This is a genomic window from Sphingomonas crocodyli, assembly GCF_004005865.1.
In the GTDB taxonomy this organism is placed as follows: Bacteria; Pseudomonadota; Alphaproteobacteria; order Sphingomonadales; family Sphingomonadaceae; genus Rhizorhabdus; species Rhizorhabdus crocodyli.
This window is the reverse complement of sequence record NZ_SACN01000004.1, coordinates 187,512-206,750: the sequence shown is the minus strand read 5'-3', so window position 1 is coordinate 206,750 and position 19,239 is coordinate 187,512. Positions and strand designations below refer to the sequence as shown.

16 protein-coding genes are annotated in these 19,239 nt (G+C 64.7%); 7 read left to right on the top strand and 9 right to left on the bottom strand.

The window, feature by feature from the left end; genetic code table 11:
* Positions 1-3: 3 nt before the first annotated feature.
* Together ligD and EOD43_RS21000 are read left to right on the top strand one after the other, a co-directional pair.
* A complete protein-coding gene (gene ligD / locus EOD43_RS21005; protein ID WP_127746076.1) occupies positions 4-2,490 on the top strand; it encodes a DNA ligase D in 2,487 nt (828 codons plus the stop codon).
* Between the two features lie 2 nt (positions 2,491-2,492).
* Complete coding sequence (locus tag EOD43_RS21000; protein ID WP_127746074.1) at positions 2,493-2,828, top strand: antibiotic biosynthesis monooxygenase family protein; 336 nt, start codon at positions 2,493-2,495, stop codon at positions 2,826-2,828.
* Here EOD43_RS21000 and EOD43_RS20995 read toward each other — a convergent pair.
* The 4 genes from EOD43_RS20995 to EOD43_RS20980 all read right to left on the bottom strand — a co-directional run bounded on the left by EOD43_RS20995 (position 2,825) and on the right by EOD43_RS20980 (position 7,427).
* A complete protein-coding gene (locus tag EOD43_RS20995; RefSeq protein WP_127746072.1) occupies positions 2,825-3,010 on the bottom strand; it encodes a hypothetical protein in 186 nt (61 codons plus the stop codon). The two genes, EOD43_RS21000 and EOD43_RS20995, sit on opposite strands and share 4 nt — an antisense overlap.
* 139 nt (positions 3,011-3,149) lie before the next feature.
* The gene (locus EOD43_RS20990) at positions 3,150-3,833 is read right to left on the bottom strand and encodes a Fe2+-dependent dioxygenase (protein WP_127746070.1); all 684 of its coding nucleotides are present in this window, start codon (positions 3,831-3,833) and stop codon (positions 3,150-3,152) included.
* Positions 3,834-3,840: 7 nt separating this feature from the next.
* Entirely contained in the window at positions 3,841-4,557 is a 717-nt protein-coding gene (locus EOD43_RS20985) for an energy transducer TonB (protein WP_127746068.1), read from the bottom strand.
* 437 nt (positions 4,558-4,994) lie between these two features.
* Complete coding sequence (locus EOD43_RS20980) at positions 4,995-7,427, bottom strand: TonB-dependent receptor (RefSeq protein WP_127746066.1); 2,433 nt, start codon at positions 7,425-7,427, stop codon at positions 4,995-4,997.
* A 317-nt stretch (positions 7,428-7,744) separates the two neighbouring features.
* Between EOD43_RS20980 and rimP the strand changes: the two genes are divergently transcribed.
* Genes rimP through rbfA form a run of 5 tightly spaced genes read left to right on the top strand, consistent with a single transcriptional unit; the run spans position 7,745 to position 13,766 of the window.
* The gene (gene rimP / locus EOD43_RS20975; protein WP_127746064.1) at positions 7,745-8,269 is read left to right on the top strand and encodes a ribosome maturation protein RimP; all 525 of its coding nucleotides are present in this window, start codon (positions 7,745-7,747) and stop codon (positions 8,267-8,269) included.
* 8 nt (positions 8,270-8,277) lie between these two features.
* On the top strand, positions 8,278-9,882 hold the full coding sequence (gene nusA / locus EOD43_RS20970) for a transcription termination factor NusA (RefSeq protein WP_127746062.1): 1,605 nt from the start codon (positions 8,278-8,280) through the stop codon (positions 9,880-9,882).
* A 56-nt stretch (positions 9,883-9,938) separates the two neighbouring features.
* A complete protein-coding gene (locus EOD43_RS20965; RefSeq protein ID WP_127746060.1) occupies positions 9,939-10,667 on the top strand; it encodes a DUF448 domain-containing protein in 729 nt (242 codons plus the stop codon).
* 16 nt (positions 10,668-10,683) lie between these two features.
* Complete coding sequence (gene infB, locus EOD43_RS20960) at positions 10,684-13,314, top strand: translation initiation factor IF-2 (RefSeq protein WP_127746058.1); 2,631 nt, start codon at positions 10,684-10,686, stop codon at positions 13,312-13,314.
* Between the two features lie 44 nt (positions 13,315-13,358).
* A complete protein-coding gene (rbfA, locus tag EOD43_RS20955) occupies positions 13,359-13,766 on the top strand; it encodes a 30S ribosome-binding factor RbfA (RefSeq protein WP_127746056.1) in 408 nt (135 codons plus the stop codon).
* Between the two features lie 3 nt (positions 13,767-13,769).
* On the opposite strand, the gene EOD43_RS20950 is transcribed toward rbfA, so the two are convergent.
* From EOD43_RS20950 to truB, 5 genes are all read right to left on the bottom strand, one after another.
* Positions 13,770-14,774 (bottom strand): sensor histidine kinase, encoded by a 1,005-nt coding sequence (locus EOD43_RS20950; RefSeq protein WP_127746054.1) that lies wholly within the window; start codon positions 14,772-14,774, stop codon positions 13,770-13,772.
* Positions 14,771-15,283 carry a CcdC protein domain-containing protein gene (locus EOD43_RS20945; protein ID WP_240653438.1) on the bottom strand — a complete coding sequence of 171 codons (513 nt, stop codon included), beginning with the start codon at positions 15,281-15,283 and terminating at the stop codon, positions 14,771-14,773. Before EOD43_RS20945 ends, EOD43_RS20950 begins: the two co-directional genes overlap by 4 nt.
* Before the next feature lie 120 nt (positions 15,284-15,403).
* Entirely contained in the window at positions 15,404-17,716 is a 2,313-nt protein-coding gene (gene pnp / locus EOD43_RS20940; protein ID WP_127746052.1) for a polyribonucleotide nucleotidyltransferase, read from the bottom strand.
* 194 nt (positions 17,717-17,910) lie between these two features.
* Positions 17,911-18,180, bottom strand: coding sequence for a 30S ribosomal protein S15 (rpsO, locus tag EOD43_RS20935; protein ID WP_127746050.1), 270 nt, complete (start codon positions 18,178-18,180; stop codon positions 17,911-17,913).
* 21 nt (positions 18,181-18,201) lie between these two features.
* Positions 18,202-19,194: a tRNA pseudouridine(55) synthase TruB gene (gene truB, locus EOD43_RS20930; protein ID WP_127746048.1), complete on the bottom strand. Its 993-nt coding sequence runs from the start codon at positions 19,192-19,194 to the stop codon at positions 18,202-18,204.
* Positions 19,195-19,239 lie beyond the last annotated feature (45 nt).

The window sequence follows — 19,239 nt, the reverse complement described above, 5'->3', positions numbered from 1 at the left end:
CCGATGGCGAGCCTGGCCGAATATAATCGCAAGCGCGATTTCAGGAAGACGCGCGAGCCCGCAGGAAAGGTCGGCCGGCGCGGGCAGCACCGCTTCATCGTGCAGAAGCATGATGCGACCCGGCTCCATTACGACTTCCGCCTCGAAATGGACGGCGTCCTCAAAAGTTGGGCGGTGACGCGCGGGCCGAGCCTCGATCCCGACGACAAGAGGCTGGCGGTGCGCACCGAGGATCATCCGATCTCCTATGCCGCCTTCGAAGGGACGATCCCGAAAAGCGAATATGGTGGCGGCACGGTGATGCTGTGGGATGAAGGCAGCTGGGCGCCGATCGCGGGCAAGAGCGAGAAGGATCTGGAGAAGGGCCACCTCCACTTCACCCTGGATGGCGCGCGGATGAAGGGCGAATGGCTGCTCGTGCGGATCAAGGGCAAGCCCGGCGAGAAGCGCGAAAACTGGCTGCTGCGCAAGATCGACGACAAGGAAGCCGGCGGCAGCGACGATCTGACCGCGCATGCGCTGACCAGCGTGAAGACCGGGCGGACGATGGCCGAGATCGAGGGCGATGTCGCAGGCGAAACGAGCTTGAAGGGCAAGAAGGGCAAAGCGTTCGACGCGGCGATGAAGACGGCGGATGCGCACGTCGCGAAGGTCGCGCGTGCGCCCAGGCGCAAGTCCGCCGGCAAGCCGCCCGCTTTCCGCAAGCCGCAGCTGGCGACGTTGGTCGATCATGTCCCGGGCGGAAACCAGTGGCTCCACGAGATCAAATATGATGGCTATCGCGCGCTGATTGCGGTCGCGGGAGATAAGGTGACGATCCACACCCGCACGGGCCTCGACTGGACCGATCGCTTCCCCGACATCGCCGAAGCGATCGCCGCGCTCGATCTGCCGCCCGCTTTGATCGACGGTGAGATCGTGAAGCTCGATGCCGAAGGCAACCCCAGCTTTTCGGCGCTGCAGAGCGCGCTGAAGGCGGGGAAGGGGGGCTTCACCCTGTTCGCCTTCGACCTGCTGTCGCTCGATGGTGAGGATCTGACCGCGCGGCCCAATATCGAGCGCAAGGAACGGCTGGCGGCCTTGCTGCCCGACGACGACGCGGTCGTGCGCGTCTCGGATCATGTGATCGGTGCCGGGGAAAAGCTGTTCGCGGCGATGTGCAAGGCGGGGCAGGAGGGGATCATCTCCAAGCGCGCCGATGCGCCCTATCGGTCCACGCGGACGCAGAGTTGGCTCAAGGTCAAATGCATCCGCCGGCAGGAGTTCGTGATCATCGGCTGGTCGAAGAGCGACAAGAGCCGCCGTTTCCGCGCGCTGCTGCTCGGCCAGCATGTCGACGGCAAGCTGGTCTATGCCGGCAAGGTCGGGACCGGCTTCGATCGGGCGACGATGGACATGCTGTGGGACAAGTTCGGCAGCCGCACCCGCAAGACCGCGCCTACACCCGTGCCCAAGGCGGAGGCGCGCGGCGCGACCTGGCTGCGGCCCGATCTGGTCGCCGAGATCGCCTTTGCCGAGTTCACCCATGAAGGCGTGCTGCGCCATGCAAGCTTCGTCGGGCTGCGATCGGACAAGAAGGCGAAGGATGTTGGGCGCGAGGAGCCGGTGGCCGTGGAGGAAGCGCCAGAGAGCGATGTGAAGATCAGCAATCGCGATCGCGTGATCTTTCCCGAGGCGAAGGCGACCAAGGGCGATCTGGCCGATTATTATCAGGCCGTCGGCCCGGTCATCCTGCCGTGGATCGCCCAGCGCTCGGTCAGCCTGGTTCGCTGTCCGCAGGGGCGCGGCAAGCAATGCTTTTTCCAGAAGCATGACGCCGGCAGTTTCGGCGATCATGTCCGCCACATTCCTATTCGCGAGAAGAACGGGAAGAAGGAGGATTATCTCTATGTCGACGATGTCGACGGCATCCTCGCCTGCGTGCAGATGGGGACGATCGAGTTTCACGGCTGGGGATCGCGGGTCGACGATGTCGAAAAGCCCGATCGGATGATCTTCGATCTGGATCCGGATGAAGGGCTCGACTTTGCCGATGTGAAGAAGGCGGCGAAGGATATTCGCACGATGCTGTCGGACATCGACCTTGTCAGTTTTCCGATGCTGTCCGGCGGCAAGGGCGTGCATGTCGTCGTGCCGCTGACACCCGGTGCCGAATGGCCCGAGGTCAAGGATTTCAGCCACCGCTTCGCCGAGGCGCTGGCGCAGGCGGAGCCCGATCGCTTCGTCGCGAACATGGCGAAGGCCAAGCGCAAGGGCCGCATCTTCATCGATTATCTGCGCAATCAGCGCGGCAGCACTGCGGTCGTCCCCTATAGCGTGCGGGCGCGGGAAAATGCGCCGGTCGCGGCGCCGGTGACGTGGGATGAGCTGGATGGGTTCGACAAGGCGGGAGCCTTTACGATCCGCGATGCTAAAAAGCTGATCGACCGCGCATCGTCGAAGGCGCTGCGCGGCTGGGGGCAGGCGGCGCAGACGCTGCCGGATCTGTGACCATGTTCGTCGCGGTCTATTGGTGGCGCGTCCACCCCGGCAAGGAGGAGCAGTTCATCCGCGCATGGGCGCGGGGGACCGACCTGATTCGCGAAATTTACGGCAGCTACGGATCGCGGCTGCATCGCGATGGCGACGGGCGTTTCGTCGGCTATGCCGAATGGCCCGATGAGGCCACGTGGCGCGCCGCATTCGACAAGAAGATGGTCTATGACGATCCCGAAACGCGCGCCGCTTTCGTCGATGCGGTGGCCGAAGTGCCGCCCGATGCGGACCCGATTTTCACGATGACCGTGGTCGACGACCGGCTGACGACGCGGGTCTCGCCGGGGGCTTAGCCGCGGGCCGAACGACTCGAGGAATTCATGCCGAGTTCGAGTTCGCGCGCCCGGCGCTCATAATGTTCGGCGAGCTGGAGATGGGTGCGCTGAAGCTCAGCGGTCGTGGCGCGCGCGGCCGCGCGGCGCTCTTCCGCCGCCCGTTCCCGATACACACCGCTACTGTCACCGATCTCGATCAAAGCTACACGCCCCTGCACTGATCGGACCGCAATAGTCCGATCGGCTGGGCGCGCTACCCCCAATCACGAAGCTTCGCAATTGTTTACATCCGGGACCGGATCGGACCTAATCCGAAAGGATTAGGGCTACGGTTTAACCCTAGGCGTCGGCCCAGCGGCGGAGCAGGTTGTGATAAACGCCGGTCAGGCGAATGATCTCCGGATCGCCCTGGCCACGGTCGGCGGCGATCGTCTGGATCGACTGGTCGAGATCGAACAGCAGGCTGCGCTCGCCATCGTCGCGCACCATGCTCTGCATCCAGAAGAAGGAGCAGATGCGCTCGCCGCGCGTCACCGGCGTCACCATGTGCAGGCTGGACGATGGGTAGAGGATGGCATCGCCCGCCGCGAGCTTGACGCTGTGCGCGCCATAGGTGTCCTCGACCACTAGATCGCCGCCGTCATAGCTTTCGGGATCGGCGAGGAACACGGTCATCGACAGATCGGATCGCACGCGGAAATCGGTGCCCCGGCGGATGCGGATCGCATTGTCGACATGGGTGTCGAACTTCTCGCCGCCCGAATAGCGATTGAACAAGGGCGGGAAGATCTTGAGCGGCAGCGCGCTTGCGATGAACAAGGGCGATCGGCCGAGCGCGTCGAGGATGATGCGCCCCGCCTGCTGCGCGGCCTCGCTTTCCTCGGGCAGTTGCCGATTGCGCTTGGCGAGCGCGGACTGGTGGCCCGAAGTCACATTGCCATCGACCCATTCGGCCGCGTCGATCAGCTTGCGGACATGCGCCAGCGCATCGGCGTCGAGGACGCCGGGAACGGCGATCATCATGAGCGGATCACTTCAACTTGAAGGGGAAACGAACGGCGCCCTGCACCTCGACGGGAACACCGCCGCGCATGAACGGCTTGAACAGCCAGCGGCGGACCGCCTCGAGGGCGGATTGATCCATCGATTTGTAACCGCTGGTGTCGATGATCGAAGCCTGCGCGACGCGGCCCTGCGTATCGATCACCAGCAGCAGGCGGACGATGCCCTCCTTATGCGCGCGGCGCAGCTCGATCGGATATTTGGGCGCTTCGTAGCGCAGCATATTCGACGATACGTCGTCGACAGCGACCGGCCCCGGAGGGGAGGGCGGCGTGACGGGCGCAACCTCGGCCTTGGGCGGCGGCGGGGTCGGCGTGGTGATGACAGGCGACGGTGCGGGCGTGGGAACCTGCACGATCGGCTGCGGGGCGACGATCAGCGACTTCACCTTCTCGACGGGCTTGGCCGTCTCGGTGGGGACGGGCGGCGGCACCGGCGGCTCGATGACCAGATCGATCACCAGCGGGCCGTGCTTGGCCTTCGCCATCGGAATAACGTCGAGTTTGATGAGAGCGCCGATCAGCGCGACATGGCCCAGAACGACCAGGCCGATCGTGCGCCAGCGCGGTCCCGATTGCACGCCATAGACCGACCGTTCGACCGCGATCTCGCGGTCTTCGGGAAAGGTCGTGTGGAAACCTGCCGTCGCCGTTCCACCGCCCGCCATGTCCAGCGTAGCGTGCATTTTTAGGGACTCCCTGCCTGCCGAGGTCGCTACGCCGATTCGTATTGCAAATCAATCGCAATATCGAGCGCGGTTCCGTAATGATTGGGACATGTCGGTCGCAGAAATGCGCGGTTTTTCACATGGTCGGCAAAGGGCTCCAGAAAGGGGAAGGCCCGCCTCCCAGGGGTGAGGCGGGCCTTCTACGTCGGACAGTTGCGGGGCAGCGCCTGCCCGACGTGGGAGCTGTAATCTTTACCGGGGTGGCAGCGGTGAAGCCGTCACCCCCTCTTCCCGACTCACTCTAGCGAGTCTTTATTGCAAATCAATAGCAATAACGTCCGCCGTGACGATTTTCTGCACGAAGGATCGCGCGCAAAGAAAAGGCCCGCCTCTCAAGGGAGAGAGGCGGGCCAGACGCCGATCCGGGGGTTAGCCCACCGGCGAGGAGAGGATTGTTAGAAAGCGTAGTTCAGGCTGAACACCGCCGAGCGGCCCACGCCCGGCTGCGCCCAGCTGCCGGCCACCGCGTTGCGGACGGTCGTCACATACTTCTTGTTGGTGAAGTTCTGGACGTTGACCTGCGCCTTCAGATTGTCGGTGAAGGCATAGGACGCCATCGCACGATGGATCGTGTAGCTCGGCACGTTATACGCGACGTAGGTGTTCGCGATCAGCTGCGCGAGCGTCGGCTGGTTCAGCAGGAACTTGCCCTGGTGGGTCAGGCCGTAGCCGATTTCCAGACCGAAATCGAAGCGGTAGGTCGTGAACAGGCTGCCCGAATGCTTCGGCGTGTTGGTCAGCGAATAACCGCGCGTCGGATCCGGGAAGGCCGCATTGTTGACGCCGGCGCAGGTCGCGACCGCATTGGTGACGCCCGGATTGGCCAAGCAGACGTCGGAGACGCCCTGCTTGATGTCCGACTTCAGGTACATGTAGTTCGCCGAGATCGTCCAGTTCGGGGTGATATTGCCCGAAGCGCCGAGCGAGACGCCTTCCACGCGCTGATTGCCGTCGAGACGCTGGTCGGTCTGGGTCGGATCGTTCGACGCGATGCGGATGCTGTCACGATCGTTGCGGAACAGCGACGCGGTCAGCAGCAGCTTCTTGTCGAACAGATCGGCCTTGACGCCGATTTCGTAGTTCTTCGTCGTCTCCGGCTTCACGTTGCAGTTGTTGGTCGCGCACGAACCGTCGACCGACGTCTGCGACGGCAGCTTGGAGTTGCCGTAAGCAAAGTAGAGGCTGGTGTTCGGCGTGGGCTTGAACACCGCGCCGACGCGATACGAGAAGAGGTTGTCGTTGTTGCTGAACGGCCCGGTCGTTCCCGAAACCTGACCGATGGTCGCGCCGCTCGTCGAATAGCTGATCGTGCGGTTGAAGCCCTTGTTCTTCTCGTAGCGCATGCCGCCGTTCAGTTCGAACCAGTCGGTGAATGCGATCGTATCGAACAGATAGACAGCGTAAGCATTCTGTTCGCCGCGGTTGCGGCTGCCCAGAATGAAGTTGATCGGACCGTTATAGGTGTTGTTGCCGTAAACGCGGCCACCACCCGACGGACCCTGCACGACCGTGCCGGGGTTCGAGATGCTCACCAGCGGGAAAGCCGGGGTCGAACCATCGGGGTTGCGCGGCAGGTTGCCCTGGGTCTGCGCATAATCCTGCAACAGGATCGACGCACCGAGCACGATCGAGTGCTTGATGCCGCCGGTGTCGACTTCGGCGGTCAAGTCGGTCTGGTTGTAGGTGGTCTCGTTGGTGATGAAGCGCTGCACGCCGCGGCCGCCGGTGGGCAGGTAGAAGCCCGGGGGAACCGCCGCGCCGCATGCTGCTGCCGTGCCGCCGATGAACGGCGCCTGCGGCTGCAGACCGGTCGAGGCGAGGCAGAAGGTGCCGTTCGGCTGGCTGGTGACCGTATCCTGGCGGATATGCTCGAAGCGGCTCAGGTTGCGGATCTTCACCTTGTCGCTGAACTCGTGGCTGAAGATGCCCTGGACCGACTTGGTCTTGCTGTTCTGCTTGTCGAGGTTCGCGAAGCCATAATAGCCCTCGCGATCGAACTCGGGCAGGAAGCCGCCGAGGTTGGCGTAATAGCGCAAGCCGTATTGCGGCATCGCCTTGTCGTCCAGATATTCGCCCTGGAGGGTGAAGCTGGTCGGGCTGTCGATGCCGAAGGTGATCGCCGGCGCGACGCCCCAGCGCTTGTAATCCTCGACCTTGCGGCCCGGCACGTCATTCTCGTGATAGACCGCGTTCAGGCGGATCGCGATGAAATCGCTGACGCGCGCGTTGGCGTCGACCGTGGCGCGATAATAATTGTCGGTGCCGACGCCGGCGCTGATGACCGTCTGGTCTTCGGCAAGCGGGCGCTTGGTGACGAGGTTGATCGTGCCGGCGACCGAGCCGCCGCCGTTGACGACCGAGTTGGCGCCGTTGGTGACTTCGACCTGCTCGATATTATAGACTTCGTTGCGGTTGCCGAACGCCTGCGAGCGGACACCGTCGGTGGTCACGTCGTTCTTCGCGTCCTGGCCGCGCAGGATGATGCGGTCGCCATAGCCGAAGCCGCCTTCGCCGGCGCCGAAGGTGATGCCGGGAACGGTCGACAGCACGTCGCGCAGGGTCAGCAGGTTCTGCTGCTGGATCGTGGTCTTGCCGATGACGGTGATCGTCTGCGGCGTGTCGACGAGCGGGCGGGTCGCCTTGGGTGATTCGACCCGATCGACCTTGACTTCGTCAATCGCGGTGTCGGTGACTTCGAAGCTGCCGAGATCCTTGTTGGCCGGCTTGGCGTCCTGGGCATAGCCCGGAGCCGAGGCGATCAGGCCAACGCAGCCGAGCGCCAGGAAAGCAGGCGAGCTGCTCGCCTTGAAAGACGAAGATCGAGACATAATTCCCCCTCTTTTCGCGGATTATTCCACTAGTGAGCGGGCTATTGATAATCACTCGCATCTTAGTCAATCACTAAATTGCAAATGCGTCGCAAAACGACGTTGCTGAAATATGTCGATGTCTGAAACCTTTCGCCCTGTTGCAAAAAAGGCACGAAAGCTTGCCGACGACGCTGTTGGATGGCGCGCGCGGCTGTGCTTGCCCTGCGCAATGCCTTGGCCTATATGGCGCTCATCTCGACATGGGTAACTCTGACGAGGCCGGGAGCGGACGCTTCCGGCGCCGAAGCCCCATGCCATGCACTTTGGGACTCTGAATGACCGATATCGCGGCGCTGACGAAGTTGATCGAACCCGAAGCGGAAGCGCTCGGGCTCGCGCTCGTGCGTGTCGCTTTCTTCGGCGGAAAGAGCGATCCGACGCTGCAGGTGATGGCCGAACGGCCCGATACCCGGCAGCTCGACCTCACCGATTGCGAGGCTTTGTCGCGCCGTATTTCGGAGAAGTTCGACGAGCTTGATCCGATCGAGGACGCCTATCGGCTCGAGGTCAGCTCGCCCGGTATCGATCGTCCGTTGACGCGCGCGCAGGACTGGATCGACTGGTCGGGCTTCGACGCGCGGGTAAAGGTGGCCGAGCCGCTGAACGGCCGGAAACAGTTCGACGGGCGGATATTGGGTCGTGATGGCGACTCGGTCCGACTCGATGTAAACAAGCTTGGTGAGATCGCCGTGCCGCTGGCTCAGATCGCCAGCGCCAAGCTGATCCTGACCGACGCTCTCATCAAGGCCACCGCGCCGCTTTCGACCGAAGGCGCGGACAGTATCAAAACGGAAGGATAAGCATCGTCATGGCCACCGCCATTTCCGCCAACAAGGCCGAGCTGCTCGCGATCGCCGATTCGGTTGCGCGCGAAAAGCTGATCGATCGCGAAATCGTGATTGAGGCGATGGAGGACGCGATCCAGCGCGCGGCCAAGACCCGCTATGGCGCCGAGAACGACATCCGCGCGAAGATCGACGGCAAGTCGGGCGACATGCGGCTGTGGCGCGTGGTCGAGGTGGTCGAGCAGGTCGACGACTATTTCAAGCAGGTCAGCCTGACCGACGCGCAGAAGCTGCAGAAGGGCGCCGCCGTCGGCGACTTCATCGTCGATCCGCTGCCCCCGATCGAATTCGGCCGCATCCAGGCGCAGGCCGCCAAGCAGATCATCTTCCAGAAGGTCCGCGATGCTGAGCGCGAGCGCCAGTATGACGAGTTCAAGGATCGCAGCGGCGAAATCATCACCGGCGTCGTCAAGCGCGTCGAGTTCGGCCATGTCGTCGTCGATCTGGGCCGCGCCGAAGGCGTCATCCGCCGCGATCAGCAGATCCCGCGCGAAGTCGTCCGCGTCGGCGATCGCGTCCGTTCGCTGATCCTGTCGGTCCGTCGCGAAAATCGCGGGCCGCAGATCTTCCTGAGCCGCGCGCACCCCGACTTCATGAAGAAGCTGTTCGCGCAGGAAGTGCCCGAAATCTACGACGGCATCATCGAGATCAAGGCCGCCGCCCGCGATCCGGGTTCGCGCGCGAAGATCGGCGTCATCAGCCACGATTCGTCGATCGATCCGGTCGGCGCCTGCGTCGGCATGAAGGGCAGCCGCGTTCAGGCCGTTGTGCAGGAAATGCAGGGCGAGAAGATCGACATCATCCCCTGGTCGCCCGACACCGCGACCTTCGTCGTCAACGCGCTGCAGCCCGCGCAGGTCGCCCGCGTCGTGATCGACGAAGAAGAGAGCCGGATCGAAGTCGTCGTTCCCGACGATCAGCTGTCGCTCGCCATCGGCCGTCGTGGCCAGAATGTCCGTCTCGCTTCGCAGCTCACCGGCTCGGCGATCGACATCCTGACCGAGGCCGACGCCAGCGAGAAGCGCCAGAAGGAATTCGTCGAGCGTTCAGAGATGTTCCAGAACGAACTCGACGTCGACGAGACGCTCGCGCAGCTGCTGGTCGCCGAAGGCTTCGGCGCGCTGGAAGAAGTCGCCTATGTCGAACTCGACGAGCTCGCCTCGATCGAGGGCTTCGACGATGAGCTCGGCCAGGAGCTGCAGAGCCGCGCGCAGGAAGCGCTCGATCGCCGCGAACAGGCTGCGCGCGACGAGCGCCGTGGTCTGGGCGTCGAGGATGGCCTGGCCGAAATGCCCTACATCACCGAAGCGATGCTGGTGACGTTGGGCAAGGCGGGCATCAAGACCCTCGACGACCTCGCCGATCTCGCGTCGGACGAACTGGTTCTCAAGAAGCGCGCCGAGCAGCGTCGCCGTGGCCCGGACAAGAACGACCGTGGCGATCGCAGCCCGTCCGAAGCCGACAAGGGCGGCGTGCTGGGCGAATATGGCCTGTCGATGGAGCAGGGCAACGAGATCATCATGGCCGCGCGCCACGCCGCCGGCTGGTTCGCGGAGGATGACGCCTAAAATGTCGTTCGCTCCCATCATCGGCTTGAAGCCGTCGCAGGAGGTCGCTCCCGCGAATGGCAAACGATGAGCATCTCGAAGGCGTAACCGAAGCGGAAGCGGGGACGGGCGACAAGCACGTCCCCGAGCGCAAGTGCGTCCTGACCGGCGCGCATGACGCGCGCGCCAATCTGATCCGGCTCGCGCTCGGGCCGGATGGCGCGGTGCTGCCCGATCTGCGCGCCAAGGCGCCGGGGCGCGGCGCGTGGATCGGCGTGGACAAGGCTGCGCTCGAAACCGCGCTGGCCAAGGGCAAGCTCAAGGGCGCGCTCGCCCGTGCGTTCAATACCGGCGACCTGAAGATTCCAGCAGACCTGCCCGACATGATCGAGCAGGGGCTGCAGCGCCTTGCGCTCGATCGACTCGGGCTGGAGAATCGCGCGGGGGCCGTCCTCGCCGGATCGGATCGGATCGAGGAGGCGGCGCGTCGCGGGCAGGTTCACCTGCTTCTCCACGCCGCGGATGCGGGCGCCGACGGCAATCGCAAGCTCGATCAGGCGCTGCGTGTCGGCAGCGATCGCGAGGGTAGCGACCTCAGGGGCTTGGTAATCCCCGCATCGCGCACCATATTGTCGATGGCGTTAGGGCGGGAAAATGTGGTACATATCGCCTTGACCGCGCCGGCTTCCGCCGCGCGCGTCGCGCAAGCGTTCGCCCGCTGGTGCGGCTTTATTGGACGATACGATGCGCCCGTACCTTGCGAAGAGACTTCGCAGGGTCCATCGGCGCTACAAGTTTTGAAGTGAAGGGTTCGGTTTACTGATGAGTGACGACAACAAGCCGAAACTGGGCATGCGCGCGCCGCTGGGCCTCAAGCGTACGGTCGAAACGGGCCAGGTGAAGCAGAGCTTCAGCCACGGCCGTTCGAACACCGTCGTGGTCGAGGTGAAGCGCCGCCGTGTCCTCGGCCGTCCCGGTGAGGCCGAACCGCATGTGACGGAAGAACCGCAGGTTCAGGCCGCGGCCCCCGCGCCGGCTCCTGCGCCCGCGCCCGCTGCTCAGGCGCCGGCTCCGGCCCCCGCGCCGGCCGCGCCCGCTCCGGCGGCTGCCGCGCCGCGCCCGGCCGCGCCTGCACCCCAGCCGCGCCCGGTTGCGCCCTCGCGCCCGCTGACCCCGCTTGAGCGTCGCGAACAGCTCGAGCGTTTCCAGCGCGAGGCCGAAGAAGCGCGCATGGCCGCGCTCGAAGAGACCCGCCGCCGCGAGGAGCGTGCGAAGGTCGAGGCGAACGAGGAAGAAAAGCGCCGCGCCGAAGAGAATCGCCGCGCCGAGGAAGAGGCGCAGCGCGCCGCTGCCGAGGAAGCCGCCGTTCGTGAGGCCGAGGCTGTCGAGGCCGCTGCCGCTGCGGAGGCTGCTCCCGAAGCCGCGCCGCAGACCGATGCGGGCGAAAGCCGCCCCGCGACCAACGCCGCGCCGCCGCCGCGCCGCTTCACGCCGGTCACGCCGGCACGTCGCCCCGAGCCGGCCAAGCCGGCGCGTGATCGCAAGGGCGATGATCGCCGCCAGTCGGGCAAGCTGACCGTTACCCGCGCGCTCGACGACGATACGGGCGGTGCGCGTGCGCGTTCGCTCGCCGCGCTCAAGCGCGCCCGCGAAAAGGACAAGCGCGCCCATCAGATGGGCGGCCCGGCTGCCAAGCAGGTCCGCGACGTTGCCGTGCCGGAAACGATCACGGTCGGCGAACTCGCCAACCGTATGGCCGAACGCGGCGCCGACCTGGTGAAGGCGCTGTTCAAGATGGGCATGCCCGTCACGGTCAATCAGTCGATCGATCAGGACACGGCCGAGCTGCTCGTCACCGAGTTCGGGCACAACATCAAGCGCGTGTCCGACAGCGACGTCGATCTGGTCACCACCGATGACGTCGATGCGGCCGAGACGCTGAAGCCGCGTGCCCCGGTCGTCACGATCATGGGCCACGTCGATCACGGCAAGACCAGCCTGCTGGACGCGCTGCGCGGCACCGATGTCGCGTCGGGCGAAGCCGGCGGCATCACCCAGCATATCGGCGCCTATCAGGTGCAGATTAAGTCGGGTGACAAGATCACCTTCCTCGACACGCCGGGCCACGAAGCCTTCAGCGAAATGCGCGCACGCGGTGCGAATATCACCGATATCGTGGTGATCGTGGTCGCCGGCGACGATGGCCTGCGTCCGCAGACGATCGAGGCGATCAACCACACCAAGGCGGCCGACGTGCCGATGATCATCGCGATCAACAAGATGGATAAGCCGGGGTCGAACGCGCAAAAGGTGCGTGAGGCGCTGCTCCAGCACGACGTGCAGGTCGAATCGATGGGCGGCGACGTTCAGGAGGTCGAGGTTTCGGCGCTCAAGAAGACCGGCCTCGACGATCTGATCGAGAAGATCCAGCTGCAGGCCGAACTGCTCGAACTCAACGCCAATCCCGATCGCCCGGCCGAAGGCACGGTGGTCGAGGCGCAGCTCGACAAGGGCCGTGGTCCGGTCGCGACGATTCTGGTCGGTCGCGGCACGCTCAAGGTCGGCGACATCTTCGTCGTCGGCGCGGAGAGCGGCAAGGTTCGCGCGCTGATCGACGACAAGGGCCGCAACGTGAAGGAAGCGGGCCCGTCGCAGCCGGTCGAAGTGCTCGGCCTGTCGGGCGTCCCCGGCGCCGCCGACAAGCTGTCGGTGGTGGAAAGCGAAGCGCGTGCCCGCGAGATTGCGGCCTATCGTGCCGGCGTGATCCACGCCAAGCGCACCACCAACGCGCCCGCCACGCTCGAATCGATGTTCTCGGCGATGAAGGCCAAGCAGGCGCAGCAGTTCCCGGTGGTCGTGAAGGCGGACACGCAGGGTTCGGTCGAAGCCATTGTCGGCTCGCTCAACAAGATCTCGACCGACGATATCCAGGTCCGCATCCTGCAGGCCGGCGTTGGCGGTATCACCGAAAGCGATGTGACGCTGGCCGCCGCCTCCAAGGCGCCGATCATCGGCTTCCATGTCCGCGCCAATGCCAAGGCGCGCGAGATCGCCACGCGGGATGGGGTCGCGCTCAAATATTATGACGTGATCTACGATCTGCTCGACGAAATCCGCGCCGCGATGGCGGGGCAGCTTGGTCCCGAATATTTCGAGACCGTGGTCGGCCGCGCCGAAATCCGCGAAGTCTTCTCTGCGGGCAAGCATGGCAAGGCAGCGGGTCTGCTCGTCACCGAAGGTATCATCCGCAAGGCGCTCAAGGCGCGCATCACGCGCGAGGATGTCATCATTTACAATGGCGAGATCGCCTCGCTGCGTCGCTTCAAGGACGATGTCGCCGAAGTGCGTGCGGGTCTGGAATGCGGTGTGACGTTCACCCAGAACTTCACCGACATCAAGGCCGGCGACTTCCTCGAAACCTTCGAAGTCGAGGAGCGTGCTCGCACGCTGTAATCTCAACCCTCCCCCGTTCGCGGGGGAGGGCTTGGATCTGAGAGATGCGTAAGAACGAAACCCCCGAAGGCCGTTCGGTCCGCCTGCTTCGCGTCGGCGAACAGGTGCGCCACGCGCTGTCCGAAATCCTGACGCGCGGCGAAGTGCATGACGAGACGCTGGCCAAGCATATGGTCTCCGTCACCGAAGTTCGCATGTCGCCCGATTTGAAGCACGCCACCGTCTTCGTGAAGCCGCTGCTCGGCCGCGATGAGGAAATCGTGCTCAAGGCGCTGCGCACCAACACCGCCTTCTTCCAGAGCGAAGTCGCGCGCCGCGTGAACACCAAATATGCCGCAAAACTGAAGTTCCTCGCCGATGAGAGCTTCGACGAAGGCAGCCATATCGAGGCCCTGCTGCGCAAGCCCAGCATCGCGCGCGATCTGGATGAGGATCAGGCGGATCAGGCCTGAGGCTCAGGCCTCTACGGGCAGCCTCAGCCGCGCTGCGGCCCCCGTCTCGTTCGACAGGGTGAAGGTTGCCTCCAGCTGTTTCGCAAGCATGCGAGCAAGGCCCAGGCCCATGCTGCGGCTTTCCGCCAGATCGAAGTCTTCGGGCAGGCCATGCCCGTCATCGACCACGGTCAGATCGATATAGTCCTGCTCGCGCCGCACATGGATGGCGATCGTGCCGGTGTCGCGATCGGCAAAGCCATGTTCGAGCGCATTGGCGATCGCCTCCGCGATGATCAGCGCCACCGGGATCGCAGCATCGGGCGGCAGCGCCACCCCGCTGTCGGATTCGACCGTGCAGATGATGCCCGGCTTGCCGCCCGCATCGATCAGGTCGCCCGCAATCTGGCGCAGATAGGCAGGCAGGCTCAACTGTTCGCCGCTCGGCTCGTGAAGCTGGCGCTGGATACGACCGATCAGCCCCAGTCGGCGTGCGGCCTCGTCCAGCGCAGCACGGGCCGTCTCATCGTCGACTTCGCGTCGCTGGAGCGTCAGCAGACCGCTGACGACCTGCAGATTGTTCGAAACGCGATGCTGCAACTCGCGGAAAAGGATCTCGCTGCGCTGGGCGAGCGCGGCGTTGCGTTCGCGTTCGAGGATCAGCCGACGGTTGGTCCTTTGTAACCATTCGACCAGCACGATGTCGACGATCGCGACGAAGGCATAGAAGCACAGGGCGAAGCCGACCTGCGGATCGAACTTGAAGGTTCTGAGCGGCGGAATGAGGAAATACCAGGCGGCCAGCGCGCCCAGCACGGCGGCCAGCGTTCCCGCCCGCCAGCCGAACAGGAAGGCCGTCAGGATGATGGCCGGGAAGAAGCTGACATAGGGATAGCCCGTGGGCATGACCGGGCTCGCCGCCAACCGGATGCACAGGGCGAGCGCGATGACGGCAATCGCCGCGAACTGGCCCAGCCAGGGCTTGTCGGCGGCCAGTGGCAGCCGTTCGAGGAAGCGTTTATCTTTCACCGGCCGCGAACTTCGTCCAGCAGGCGGCGCGCGCGCACATAGAGCTCGACGCGGTAGAGCGTCAGCACGCCGATCGCGAAGCCCACGAAGATGTCAGTGACGAGGGCGGCACCCATGTGCCAGCGCGCGTCGCCCATCGCGACCGCCGATCGCAAGATCCAGCGCACGCCGATCAGCGCGACGATGAAGATCAATGCGGCGGGCGACGTCGTCTGGTTGATCTCATGCGTGACCGGATCGACCCCGATGTGGATCAGTCGCGCCCGCTGCCAACCGATCACGCCGCCCAGCGCCCCCGCCACCGCCACCCACAGCCAGCCAAGTCCGACCGGCGGCATTTGCGAGAAGATGAAGCAGGCGAAGGCGATGAACAGGGTGGGGATGATCCACAATGTCTCGAGCCGCAGCCGTCGTGCCTTGCCGATAGTGCGCAGACGCATGAACAGCACGAAGGCGATGATCGCCCCGGTGATCGCGTAGCGCGTCAGTTCGGCCGCACTCAGGTCCATCTCCGGGCCGCCCCCCGTTTGCGCGGCGGGCGAGACGTAACATGGCTGTGAATAGCACCGAAACAAAAAAGGAGGCTCCTTTCGAAGCCTCCCTTTCCGTTCAACACTCTAGAAGAACGATCAGTCGTCGTCGCGCTTCAGGAAAGCGGGGGCGAACTCCGGCGCCGGGCCGTCGTCATTGCCACCTTCCGAACGCTCGCGGCGCGGACCACGATCGCCGTCGCGGCGCGGGCCACGACCACGGTCGCCATCGCGACGCGGGCCACGATCGCCATCACGGCGCGGACCACGATCACCGCGCGGCTCGCGCGGTTCGCGGGCCGGGCGGGTGTCTTCCAGCTCTTCGCCAGTTTCCTGATCGACGACGCGCATCGACAGGCGAACCTTGCCGCGCTGGTCGATCTCGAGAACCTTGACCTTGACTTCCTGGCCTTCGGTCAGGGCGTCCGCGACCTTTTCGACGCGCTCGTTCTTGATTTCCGAGACGTGGACGAGGCCGTCCTTGCCGCCCATGAAGTTCACGAACGCGCCGAAATCGACCAGGTTGACCACCTTGCCGGTATAGATCTTGCCGACTTCGGCCTCGGCGGTGATGCCGATGATCCAGTTCTTGGCGGCTTCGATCTTCTCCGGCTCGGACGAGCTGATCTTGACGGTGCCGTCATCGTCGATGTCGACCTTGGCGCCGGTGGTGGCCACGATCTCGCGGATCACCTTGCCGCCCGTGCCGATCACGTCGCGGATCTTGTCCTTGGGGACCTGGATCGTCTCGATGCGCGGCGCATGCGCCGACAGCTCGGTGCGGGTGTGGTCGAGCGCCTTGGCCATTTCGCCCAGGATGTGCGCACGGCCGTCCTTCGCCTGGAGCAGCGCGGTCTCGAAGATCTCCTTGGTGATGCCGGCGATCTTGATGTCCATCTGCATCGTGGTGATGCCTTCGGACGTGCCCGCAACCTTGAAGTCCATGTCGCCGAGGTGATCCTCGTCGCCCAGGATGTCGCTGATCACCGCGAAGTCCTTGCCTTCCAGGATCAGGCCCATCGCGATGCCCGAGACGGGGCGCTTGATCGGCACGCCGGCGTCCATCATCGCGAGCGAACCGCCGCACACCGTCGCCATCGACGACGAGCCGTTGGACTCGGTGATGTCGCTGGTCAGGCGGATCGTGTAGGGGAACTCCTCCTTGGTCGGCAGGACGGCGTGCAGCGCGCGCCAGGCGAGCTTGCCGTGGCCGACTTCACGACGACCCGGAGCGCCGAAGCGACCGACTTCACCGACCGAATAGGGCGGGAAGTTGTAGTGGAGCATGAAGTGCTCGTACTTCAGGCCGTTCAGGCCGTCGATCATCTGCTCCGATTCCTTGGTGCCCAAGGTGCAGGTGCTGATCGACTGGGTCTCGCCGCGGGTGAACAGCGCCGAACCATGCGCGCGCGGCAGGAAGTGCGCTTCCGCGACGATCGGACGGACCGTCTTGGTGTCGCGGCCGTCGATGCGGCGGCCTTCCTTCAGGATCGCGGTGCGGACGATTTCCGCCTCGAGCTTCTTGACCAGCTTCTGCGCGGCCATCTGCTCCTGCGGGGTCTTGTCGGCCATCGCGGTCTTCGCCTTGGCGCGGGCCGCGTTGAGCAGGTTCGCGCGCTCGGACTTCTGCGTGATCTTGTAGGCGGCCTCGATGTCCTTGCCGATCAGCTTCTTCAGCTCGGCCTTCACGGCCGAAGTGTCGTCGGCTGCCTTCAGCTCCCACGGATCCTTCGCGGCCTTTTCGGCCAGCTTGATGATCGCGTCGGCGGCGGTGCGGCAGGCGTCATGCGCGAACAGCACGGCGCCGAGCATGACCTCTTCCGAAAGCTCCTTGGCTTCGGATTCGACCATCATCACCGCGTCGTGCGTGGCGGCGACGACGAGGTCGAGATCGCCTTCGGCAACCTGGGCATCCGTCGGGTTCAGCTGATATTCGCCGTCCTTGTAACCGACGCGCGCGGCGCCGATCGGGCCCATGAAGGGCACGCCGGAGATCGTCAGCGCAGCCGAAGCCGCGACCATCGCGAGGATATCGGGCTCGTTCTCGCCATCATAGCTGAGAACCTGCGCGATCACGTTGATCTCGTTGTAGAACCCTTCCGGGAACAGCGGGCGGATCGGGCGGTCGATCAGGCGGGAGACCAGGGTCTCCTTTTCGGTCGCGCCGCGCTCACGCTTGAAGAAGCCGCCGGGGATGCGACCCGACGAGAAATACTTCTCCTGATAATGGACGGTCAGCGGGAAGAAGTCCTGCCCTTCCTTGACACTGCGCGCCGCGGTGACGGCGCAGAGAACGACGGTTTCGCCGAGGGTCGCGAGCACTGCGCCGTCGGCCTGGCGGGCAACACGGCCCGTTTCCAGCGTGAGGGTCTTTCCGCCCCACTGGATTTCTACCTTCTTGGTATCGAACATTGGTTTTCCTTGTCTCCGGACGCCCTATGCGTCCGGGGCCTATGCCGGGGCTCGTTCAGGAGCCACCGTGTGGGGCGATCCGTCTGAGGATCGCCGTGGCGGGATCTTGTGCCCGCCGTCCCGCCCCGCGCCGGATTGCAGGGGGCCGGAAAGAAGAACGGCCCCGCGAAGGGGGCCGTCCGGTCAAGTCAGGCTTACTTGCGCAGGCCCAGCTTGGTGATGAGAGCGGTGTAGCGTTCCGCGTCCTTCTTCTTCAGATAGTCGAGAAGGCTGCGGCGCTTGTTGACGAGCATCAGCAGGCCGCGGCGCGAATGGTTGTCCTTCGCGTGGGTCTTGAAGTGCTCGGTCAGGTTGGCGATGCGCTCGGTCAGGATCGCGACCTGGACCTCGGGGCTGCCGGTGTCGCCCGAAGCGCGGGCATTGTCGGCGATGATGGCGGTCTTGCGCTCGGCAGTAACGGTCATGTCATTTCCTTCGACATCTTTTCACATGTTGATGCCGCGCACGACTTTCGTCTCCGGCCCTGTAATCTCGACGAGCGCGACGGGCGTCTGCCCTTCGATCGCAAGATGGAGGCCCGCCTGCGCGGCGATCCCGATCAGCTTCCGCCCCTCGCGGAGCGCCCTTGCCTGATCGGGGGTGACGGATAGAGCCGGGATGTCGTCCAGCCCCGCCGTCAGCGGCAAGAGGAGTTGTTCAAGGCGCTGGGCCTTAGCGAATTCGTCCAGCTTGTCCAGTTGATTCGCCTGATCGAGCGTGAACGGACCCGCCTTCGTGCGCCTCAGCATCGTCACATGGCCGACGCTTCCGGCCGCCAATGCGATGTCGCGCGCGAGGCTACGAATATAGGTGCCCTTGGAGACGCGGGCGGAGAGGGTGATCTCCTGAAGCTCCTCCCCGGTACGGGGAGGGGGACCATCCGCAGGATGGTGGAGGGGGCTGGAGACGGGCGGTGACGCTTGGGGCGAACCCCCTCCACCGCCTTCGGCGGTCCCCCTCCCCGTACCGGGGAGGATTGTGAGGCTGTGGATCGTCACCGCGCGGGTCTTCATCTCGACCTCCTCGCCCGCGCGGGCGAGGTCATAGGCGCGCTGGCCGTCGATCTTGAGCGCCGAATAGATGGGCGGAACCTGCTCGATCGGCCCGGTGAAGCGCGGCAGAACCGCCTCGATCTGAGCCAGCGTCGGCCGAACATCCGATTCCGCGATCACCTTGCCCTCAAGGTCGAGCGTATCGGTCTGGACGCCGAAGCCGATCGTAAAGTCATACCCCTTGTCGGCGTCGAGCATCCGGCCGCTGAGCTTGGTCGCCTCGCCGATCGCGATCGGCAGCACGCCCGAGGCGAGCGGGTCGAGCGTCCCGCCGTGGCCGACCTTATATTTGCCGTAACCGCCGGTGCGCAGCGCGCGCTTGACCGCCGATACCATCTGGGTCGATCCGGGGCCGACATGTTTGTCTAAAATAATCCAGCCATGCATGGCGCGCGCCCTTAGGGTCTGAACTCAATTACGACAACGGCCATG